9 protein-coding genes and 1 riboswitch are annotated in these 8,729 nt (G+C 65.6%); of the genes, 6 read left to right on the plus strand and 3 right to left on the minus strand.

Annotated features, from left to right (window positions below):
- Positions 1 to 69: 69 nt before the first annotated feature.
- The 3 genes from gcvT to VKM35_RS05675 form a co-directional block, all read right to left on the minus strand.
- The gene (gene gcvT / locus VKM35_RS05665) at positions 70 to 1,155 is read right to left on the minus strand and encodes a glycine cleavage system aminomethyltransferase GcvT (protein ID WP_324319255.1); all 1,086 of its coding nucleotides are present in this window, start codon (positions 1,153 to 1,155) and stop codon (positions 70 to 72) included.
- A 133-nt stretch (positions 1,156 to 1,288) separates the two neighbouring features.
- Positions 1,289 to 1,720, minus strand: coding sequence for an NfeD family protein (locus VKM35_RS05670; RefSeq protein ID WP_324319257.1), 432 nt, complete (start codon positions 1,718 to 1,720; stop codon positions 1,289 to 1,291).
- 1 nt (position 1,721) lies between these two features.
- Complete coding sequence (locus VKM35_RS05675) at positions 1,722 to 2,672, minus strand: SPFH domain-containing protein (protein ID WP_324319260.1); 951 nt, start codon at positions 2,670 to 2,672, stop codon at positions 1,722 to 1,724.
- A 99-nt stretch (positions 2,673 to 2,771) separates the two neighbouring features.
- On the opposite strand from VKM35_RS05675, the gene VKM35_RS05680 reads away from it, so the two are divergent.
- From VKM35_RS05680 to VKM35_RS05705, 6 genes are all read left to right on the plus strand, one after another.
- Entirely contained in the window at positions 2,772 to 3,341 is a 570-nt protein-coding gene (locus VKM35_RS05680; RefSeq protein ID WP_324319262.1) for a sigma-70 family RNA polymerase sigma factor, read from the plus strand.
- Positions 3,334 to 3,891, plus strand: a complete 558-nt coding sequence (locus VKM35_RS05685) for a hypothetical protein (RefSeq protein WP_324319264.1) — start codon at positions 3,334 to 3,336, stop codon at positions 3,889 to 3,891. Before VKM35_RS05680 ends, VKM35_RS05685 begins: the two co-directional genes overlap by 8 nt.
- Positions 3,892 to 3,964: 73 nt before the next feature.
- The gene (locus VKM35_RS05690) at positions 3,965 to 5,293 is read left to right on the plus strand and encodes a PDZ domain-containing protein (protein ID WP_324319266.1); all 1,329 of its coding nucleotides are present in this window, start codon (positions 3,965 to 3,967) and stop codon (positions 5,291 to 5,293) included.
- A gap of 227 nt (positions 5,294 to 5,520) precedes the next feature.
- Positions 5,521 to 5,626, plus strand: a riboswitch (yybP-ykoY riboswitch).
- 83 nt (positions 5,627 to 5,709) lie between these two features.
- Positions 5,710 to 6,276, plus strand: a complete 567-nt coding sequence (locus VKM35_RS05695) for a TMEM165/GDT1 family protein (RefSeq protein ID WP_324319268.1) — start codon at positions 5,710 to 5,712, stop codon at positions 6,274 to 6,276.
- A gap of 57 nt (positions 6,277 to 6,333) precedes the next feature.
- On the plus strand, positions 6,334 to 7,467 hold the full coding sequence (locus VKM35_RS05700) for a GGDEF domain-containing protein (protein ID WP_324319271.1): 1,134 nt from the start codon (positions 6,334 to 6,336) through the stop codon (positions 7,465 to 7,467).
- Positions 7,468 to 7,564: 97 nt separating this feature from the next.
- On the plus strand, positions 7,565 to 8,729 hold a 1,165-nt coding region (locus VKM35_RS05705; RefSeq protein ID WP_324319273.1), incomplete at its 3' end, for a NupC/NupG family nucleoside CNT transporter.

The following is an 8,729-nucleotide window of genomic DNA, read 5'->3' on the forward strand; positions in this document are numbered from 1 at the left end:
GGAATAACGACGGGCACAGTTTACAAGGACGCGCGGCGCGATACAGCCTTGCCGTATCGCAGCATTCGATCACACGCCGGGCTGGGCGGCGCCGTCGCGCACGAACGGATATTTCACCGGACGCACCGGCACCCGCTTGCCGCGGATGTCGACTTCAACCGCGCCGATCTCGCCGGCCGGTACGCGCGCCAACGCGATCGCCTTGCCCAGCGTCGGCGAGAACGTGCCGGAAAGAATTTCGCCTTCGCCGGCGGCGGTGAACACTGCCTGGCCATGGCGCAGCACGCCTTTCTCGTCCATCACCACGCCGATCATCTGCCGCGGCACACCTTTTGCTTGCTGCGCTTCGAGCGCCGCGCGGCCGGTGTAGTCACGGCCTTCATCGAAGGCCACCGTCCAAGCGAGACCGGCTTCGAGCGGACTCACGCTCTCGTCCATGTCCTGACCGTACAAGGCCATGCCTGCTTCCAGGCGCAGCGTGTCGCGTGCGCCAAGACCCGCCGGCTTCACACCGGCGGCGAGCAGGCGATTCCAGAACTCCACCGCCTGCGTTTCCGGCACCATGATCTCGAAACCGTCTTCGCCCGTGTAGCCGGTGCGCGCGACGAACATGCCGTCGGCCTCGACCGCGACGAACTTGCCCAGCTTCTTCGCCGCCGCTGCCGCATCGGGAGTGAGCAGGCTGAGCACCTTGTCGCGCGCGTTCGGTCCCTGCACGGCGACCATGGCCAGATCGCGGCGCTCCTTGATGTCGATCTTGAACGGCGCGGCCTGCGCGGTGATCCAGGCTACGTCCTTGTCGCGGGTGGCGGCGTTGACCACGACGCGGAAGAAATCCTCGGACATGAAATAGATGATCAGGTCATCGATCACGCCGCCATTGCCGTCGAGCATGCACGAGTACAGCGCCTTGCCCGGCTTGGTCAGCTTCTCGACCGAGTTGGCGACCAGCATGCGCAGGAACGGGCGGACGCCGCTGCCGCGCATGTCGAGCACGGTCATGTGCGAGACGTCGAACATGCCGGCATCGCGACGCACCTGGTGATGCTCCTCGATCTGCGAGCCGTAGTGGATCGGCATGTCCCAACCACCGAAGTCCACCATCTTCGCGCCGAGCGCACGATGGGTCTCGTTGTAGATCGTCTTCTGGGTCATCGTCGGTCCGGGCTGGCGGGAAAGGCGCGCATTATCGCAGAGCCGGAAAGCACACGGGACGCCGAAGCGTCCCGTCCCAGAGGAAGACGCCGAAGCGTCCCGTGTTTTCTATACCTATAAGTACGGCCACCGATCAGTCAGCCGGATCCACCTTCAGCGTCATGCTGTCGATCGCGACCACGCGCACCTTGCTGCCGACCGGAAGGTCGGTGCCCTGCACGGTCCAGAAGGCGTCGCCGATTTTCACCCGGCCGCGGCCGTCGACGATCGCGGTGTCGAGTTCCAGCACGCGACCGACCATCTGTTCGCCGCGACGGTTGAGCAGCGGGCGGTCGCTGGCTTTCTGCATGCGGCGGAAAAATTGCAGATAGACGCCGATCGACACCAGGCTCAACACCACAAACACCAGCGCCTGCCAGACCGGCGCCAGCGGCAGCAGCCACACCAGCACGAACGTGCCGGCGGCGGCGAAACCCAGCCAGAGCAAAAATGCCCCGGGCACGACCATCTCCGCCGCCATCAGCAGCAGCGCGGCACAGGCCCAGAAAATCATTGCCTTGCTCATCTCAAGTCCCCGGCAGGCGTGGCGGCTTGGCGGCGATCATCGCCTGTTGCTTGCTCAGGCTGTCCTTGGCCAGTTCGGCGATACCAGCAATCGTGCCCATGACGCCGGTGACGTCGGTCGGCAGGATCATCAGCTTCTGGTTCGGCGAGTTGGCGAATTCCTTCAGCGCCTCGACGTATTTCTGTGCGATGAAGTAGTTGATCGCCTGTACATCGCCCTGGGCGATCGCAGTGCTGACCAGTTGCGTCGCCTTGGCTTCGGCTTCGGCGAGGCGCTCGCGCGCTTCGGCTTCGCGGAATGCGGCCTCCTTCTTGCCTTCGGCGCCGAGGATCGTGCTCTGTTTCTCACCCTCGGCCTTGAGGATCTCGGCCTGGCGGAAACCTTCCGCTTCCAGGATGTTGGCGCGCTTCTCGCGCTCGGCTTTCATCTGTCGCGCCATCGAATCGATCAGGTCGCGTGGCGGCTGGATGTCCTTGAGCTCGATGCGGTTGACCTTCAGGCCCCAGGGATGCGTCGCCTGGTCGACCGCGACCAGCACCTTGGCATTGATCTCGTCGCGCTTGGACAGCGACTCGTCGAGATCCATCGAACCGATCGAGGTGCGGATGTTGGTCATCACCAGGTTGAGGATGGCGATTTCCAGCGTCGCCACTTCATACGCCGCCTTGGCTGCGTCGAGCACCTGGAAGAACACCACGCCATCGACCTTCACCACCGCGTTGTCCTTGGTGATCACGTCCTGGCTGGGCACGTCTAGCACCTGCTCCATCATGTTGATCTTGCGACCGACGCCCTGGTAGATCGGCATCAGGAAGTGCAGGCCCGGGCTCATGGTGTGGGTGTAGCGGCCGAAGGCTTCCACGGTCCACTCGTAACCCTGCGGCACCATGCGTACCGCCTTGGCCACGAAGATCACGCCCAGCAACATCAATACGATCACGACGAATCCCATAACCCGCTCCTTGTCTGTTCAAGGTCCAGTATATGCCCGGGGCGCAACCTGCCCGCGACCGCCTGCGACCCTTTCCTCCAACCCGGCATCCGTATCGATGTGAGCCAGCCCTCGTCCTTCGCGATCGATGTGCCCGACTCGTTGCTTGCCCGCGCCCGCCGTGGCGAGGCAGCGGCGTTCGAGCAGTTGTATCGCTGGTTCGAGCGGCCGGTGTTCACCCTGGCGCTGCGCCTGTGCGGGCAGCGCGAGGAAGCCCAGGACATCCTGCAGGACACCATGCTCAAGCTGTTCGACCGTCTCGGTGATTTCCGCGGCGACTCGCCGTTCTGGGGTTGGCTGCGTCAGATCGCCGTCAACGAAACCTTGATGCGCCTGCGCAAGCGCGGCCGCATCAACGTTGACGACGATGCCATCGAGGCCGATCTGGAATCGCACGAGGCATTGCCGCCTGCGGCCGCCGATGCCGCATTGATGACGCGGGCCTTGAACGCGCTGCCCGATGTCACCCGCAGCGTGCTCTGGCTCTACCACGCGGAAGGTTTCACCCACGACGAGATCGCCACGACGATGGGCAAGACCATTTCCTTTTCCAAATCGCAGCTCGCCCGCGGCACCCGCAAGCTGCGCCTGCAATTGCAGATCGATACCGAGGTACCCGTCCATGGCTGACCTGCGCTCCCGCGAGCAAGACATTCCGATCGCCCAGGCATTGGCCGCGCTGCCGCTGGAAGCACCAGCGACCAGCGCCTGGCCGGTACTCGCCGCCCACCTCGCCGCGAAACGGCAGCGCCCGCGTTGGCCGTTGGCGGCAGCCGCGGCAGCAGTGATCGGTCTCACCCTGTTCCTGTTGCCGCGCATGACGCCGCCGGAGTCGCAGTCCGTTGCGCAATCGACGACGTCGGGCAGCGCCGCGGCCACAATGGATTCCGGATCGCTCCCCGCACTGATGTCGGAATCGGCACGACTCGAACGCCTCGTCGCCACCGCCAGCGACGACGGCGCCAGCAGCGCCAGCACCGCCGCGCTCAGCCTCGCACTCGAAGACAACCTGCGCACGCTCGACAGCGAACTCGCGCAGGCACGCGACCCCGCGCAGCAGCTGTCGCTCTGGCAGCAGCGCGTGGAATTGCTGCGCGATGTCGCCCGCGTCGAAACCTCACGCCACTACCTCGCCTCGCAAGGCCGTAGCTTCGATGTCGCCCTGGTCTCCGCTTATTGATTGTTTCCCCACCGACCCGACCGCCACGCATCCGCATCCACCGCACACCCATTACCTGTCTGAGGAGACACCGATGAAAACCCGATTGCTGTCCTTGTTCATCGCCGCGGCGCTCAGCGCCGGCGCCGCGCAGGCGGATCCGCCGGCAAAAGCCCCGGTCGCTCCGACCGCCCCGACCGCGAAACAGGAAGCCACACGCGCGGAAATCGACCGCCTGGTCGCGCGCATCCAGGAGCTGAGCAAGGATCTCGGCGACGGCAACGATGTCCGCGTGATCGTGCGTCGCGTCGGTGGACCCGGTGGCCCGGGCGACGATCACGAACGCATGCGTCCGCGATGGAAGGAAGACGACGGCGGCGATCGCGAGGTGCGCATCATCCGCAATGGCGGCGATGGCCCCGGCGATGACGTCGCCCGCGCCGGTCGCCCCGGCCTCGGCATCGTGATGGCACCCAATCCCGCCGCGAACGGCGTGCGCGTCGCTGCGGTCTCGCCCGACAGCCCTGCGCAGAAAGCCGGCTTGCGCAGCGGTGACGTCGTACTCGCGATCGACGGCAAGAAGATCGCCGGCAACGGCACCGCCGCCGTCGACAGCGCGCGCACGCTGCTCGGCGATCTCAAGATCGACCAGGTGGTGAAACTCAACTACGCCCGCGAAGGCAAGACCTTCGACGCCAGCGTCAAGGCCGGCGCGATCCGCCACATGGTGGTGTTCAACCGCGAAGAGCGCGGCCTGCCGCGCATGGAAGGCGGTCCCGGCGGCGATCACATGATGATGGTGCCGCCGGAAGTGGAGATGGACATCCAGCGCATGGGTCCGATGAAAACCTGCGCACCCGGCAACGACGACTGCCATCTGCCGGCGATGTTCCAGGCGTTCCGCTGGCAAGGATTGAACCTCGCTTCGGTCGATGCCTCGCTCGGTCATTACTTCGGCACCGACAAGGGCGTGCTCGTACTCAGCAGCGGGCCGGAACTCAAGGGACTGCAGTCGGGCGATGTGATCCAACGCGTCGCCGGCACCGCCGTGACCTCGCCGCGTGATGTGATGCGGGCACTGCGCGGCAAGAACGAAGGCGAACAATTGCAAGTGGACGTGTTGCGCGACCACAAGGCAGCAGCGGTATCGCTGACCGTGCCGAAAGCGCGCGCCCTGCCCTTCATGACGCCGCCTCCGCCACCACCGGCGCCGCCCGCACCGCCGGCGCCACCGCGTGCCCGCGGCAGTGCACCGATGGCCGCGCCGCCTGCACCACCCGCACCACCGGCGCCGCCGCGCGGCGGCATGGCGTTCGCTCCGGAAGCGCAACCGGCTTATTACGCGGTGGAAACCAGCGATGGCCCGGGCAGCGACAGCAACGACGGCGAAGAAATCGAACTGGTGATCGCACCGGCGCGATAACGACGGAGCAAGAGCTTCTTCGCGGATGCGAAGAAGCTCGCTTGCATCGCTGTGATGGAGCGCTCCGCAATGCGCTCCCATCGAGACGTGAACTCTCCCGCGAAGAAACTGCCGTCACCCCCGCGCAGGCGGGGGTCCAGTGTTTTTCGCCACGCCGTCAGCGCTCGATCGTCATCGCAAGACCTGCGCAGTGGCCTCGGCGCCGCGCATCCATCCCGCTATACTTCACCCATCCCATCGGGGAGTAGCCGCCCGCCCACGCGGAGGCCTGCGTCAACACACTTGGTCGGCATCGACCATGGCGCAGGCGGCGATACGTGCGTCGTATCGACTGGCAAGACCTTTGGTTGTCGATGCGCGCCCTGCCGGGCCGCGCATCGCCAGCCATTGCGTCCACGCCCGGCCTGGAGTCACCGATGCAAACCCTGCTCATCGCCACCGTCACCGTCGCGCTCGCCGAAATCGGCGACAAGACGCAGTTGCTCGCACTGCTGCTCGCCGCGCGTTATCGCAAACCCTGGCCAATCATCGCCGGCATTCTCGCGTCAACGCTGGTCAATCACGCGGTCTCGGCGTGGGCCGGCGCCTGGGTGGCGGCGCAGATATCGCCGCAGGTGCTGCGCTGGATCGTGGTGGTGTGTTTCCTCGCCGTCGCCGCTTGGGCCCTGATCCCCGACAAGCTCGACGAAGCCGAAGTGAAGCCGCCGCGTTACGGCGCGTTCGTCGCCACGCTGATCGCCTTCTTCCTGGTCGAGATCGGCGACAAGACCCAGGTCGCGACGATCGTGCTCGCGGCGAAATACACACCGCTGTGGCAGGTGATCAGCGGCACCACGATCGGCATGCTGCTGGCCAACGTACCAGTGGTATTGCTGGGCGCGCGTTTCGCGCAGCGCCTGCCGCTGAAGGCCGCGCGTTTCGCTGCCGCCGGCGTGTTCCTCGCCCTGGGCCTGTGGGTCGCCTGGTTCGGACTCGCTACCTGACACCGCCCCAGCCAGCGGCTATGCTCGGGTTCCCCCGGTATCGACTGCAGCGCACGCTTGAGCACGCTCCGCGAAACCCTCATCGACCTGCGCCGTTCGCTGAGCGAGCCGCCCGACGAGATCATGCTCGAGGTCGGCGCCGGCGGCGAAATGCTGCTTGCACGCCTGCGCATCCTGATCGCGGTCTTCATGATCCTGCTGCCGGCGATCAACTACCTGGGCACGCACGACACCTACGAAACCGTGGCGGGATTGTCCGGCGTGGGCCTGGTGTTGCTGCTCGCCCAGGTCTGGTTGAACCTCGCGCGCCAGCATCGTCGGCATCGCTGGCTGCCGTTCGTGTCCTCGGCCTTCGATGCGACCCTGGTCACCTTCGTATTGCTCATGCTCGCGCTGCGCTCGCCGGCGGCGGGTTTGAACAGCGTGGTGGTCTGGTGCTTCTATCTGTTGGCGATCTTCGCCACGTCGCTGCGCAACGATGTCCGCGTGACGCTCAGCACCGGCCTGCTGGCGATCGCGCAATTTCTCGCGCTGTCTTTCTTCTTCCAGGCGCATGCCGATGCACCGCTGGTGTCGGCCGACTACGGCACAGTGCAATTGTCCAATCAGGTGCAGCGTGCGCTGCTGCTGGCGGCCTCGACCCTGGTCACTGCCATCGTGGTGTTCCGCCTGCAGCGGCTGGTGCAGCTGTCCGGCACCGACGGCCTGACCGGTCTGCCCAACCGCACCTACCTCAATCATCGTGTACCGCAGATCCTCAGTGATGCTCGCGACCAGGGCCACACGCTGTCGCTGGCGCTGATCGATCTCGACCACTTCCGCCGCATCAACGAAGAACTCGGCCATATCGCCGGCGACGGCGCGTTGCGCCACGCGGTCAACACTCTGCGCATGGAACTGGGTCGCGACGAGCCGCTGATGCGTGTCGGCGGCGAGGAATTCGTGCTCATCCTGCGGCAGCCGCTGGGCGCGGCCTGGGAGCGCCTCGACTTCCTGCGTCGACGCCTCGAAGCCAAGCCCTTTATCGTCGAAGCGGGTGCGGAACCGCGCGCACTCACCTTCAGCGCCGGCGTCGCCTGCAGTCCGCAGGACGCCGTCGATGTCTCCGGCCTGATGCGCATGGCCGACCTGCGCCTGATCGGCGCGAAGAAGGCCGGCCGCAACCGGGTGATGGCGCGCGACCCGAACTGAGGCGCCCGTCGCATCCCCGCGCGGGCGCTTTGCCTCGCCTTGCCGGAACCGGAGCCCTGCTCTACCCTGCGTGATCGCTCATGGGGACGGGATTCTGATGGATATCTTGAAAGGCCTGTTCGGCCTCGCTGTTCTGCTCGGCATCGCCTGGCTGTTTTCCAACAACAAGAAGCGTGTCGACTGGAAGCTGGTGCTGACCGGTGTGAGCCTTCAGATCGCCTTCGCCTCGCTGGTGTTGCTGGTGCCCGGCGGCAAGGACGCCTTCCAGATGCTCGGCGACGGCTTCGTCAAGATCCTGAGCTTCGTCAGCAAGGGCTCCGACTTCATCTTCGGCAGCCTGATGGACACCTCGAAGTACGGCTTCATCTTCGCTTTCCAGGTGCTGCCCACCATCATCTTTTTCGCCGCCCTGATGGGCGTGCTCTACCACCTCGGCGTGATGCAGCAGATCGTGCGCGCAATGGCCTGGGCGATCACCAAGGTGATGCGCGTATCCGGTGCGGAAACCACCAGCGTCTGCGCCAGCGTGTTCATCGGCCAGACCGAGGCGCCGCTGACCGTGCGTCCCTACATCGGCAAGATGACCGAATCCGAATTGATCACGATGATGATCGGCGGCATGGCGCATATCGCCGGCGGCGTGCTCGCCGCGTACGTCGGCATGCTCGGTGCGGGCGATCCGATCATGCAGGCGTTCTACGCCAAGCATCTGCTCGCCGCCTCGATCATGGCCGCTCCGGCGACGCTGGTGATCGCCAAGATCCTGATCCCGGAAGTCGGCGAGCCGCTGACGCGCGGCACAGTGAAGATGGAAGTGGAAAAAACCACCGCCAACGTGATCGATGCCGCGGCTGCGGGCGCCGGCGACGGCCTGCGCCTGGCGCTGAACATCGGTGCGATGCTGCTCGCCTTCATCGCGCTGATCGCGCTGGTGAACTGGCCGCTGACCTGGATCGGTGATGTCACCGGCCTCGCCGCGTATCTGGGTCATCCCACCGATCTGGCGACGATTCTCGGCTATCTGCTTGCACCGATCGCCTGGGTGATCGGTGTGCCCTGGTCGGATGCGACCACGGTCGGCGGTCTGATCGGCCAGAAAGTGGTGATCAACGAATTCGTCGCCTACTTGCAGCTCGCCGACATCGTCAACAACAAGGTGCCCGGCGTCAGCCTGAGCAAGCACGGCGCATTGATCGCGACGTACGCGTTGTGCGGCTTCGCGAACTTCAGCTCGATCGCGATTCAGATCGGCGGCATCGGCG

Source organism: Arenimonas sp., from assembly GCF_035312645.1.
Taxonomy (GTDB): Bacteria; Pseudomonadota; Gammaproteobacteria; order Xanthomonadales; family Xanthomonadaceae; genus Arenimonas.

Excerpts from the sequence above, each read along its gene's own strand:
- VKM35_RS05695 (WP_324319268.1), top strand. The coding sequence starts at position 5,710 with ATGCAAACCCTGCTCATCGCCACCGTCACCGTCGCGCTCGCCGAAATC.
- VKM35_RS05685 (WP_324319264.1), top strand. The coding sequence starts at position 3,334 with ATGGCTGACCTGCGCTCCCGCGAGCAAGACATTCCGATCGCCCAGGCA.
- gcvT (WP_324319255.1), bottom strand. The coding sequence starts at position 1,155 with ATGACCCAGAAGACGATCTACAACGAGACCCATCGTGCGCTCGGCGCG.
- VKM35_RS05690 (WP_324319266.1), top strand. The coding sequence starts at position 3,965 with ATGAAAACCCGATTGCTGTCCTTGTTCATCGCCGCGGCGCTCAGCGCC.
- VKM35_RS05675 (WP_324319260.1), bottom strand. The coding sequence starts at position 2,672 with ATGGGATTCGTCGTGATCGTATTGATGTTGCTGGGCGTGATCTTCGTG.
- VKM35_RS05670 (WP_324319257.1), bottom strand. The coding sequence starts at position 1,720 with ATGAGCAAGGCAATGATTTTCTGGGCCTGTGCCGCGCTGCTGCTGATG.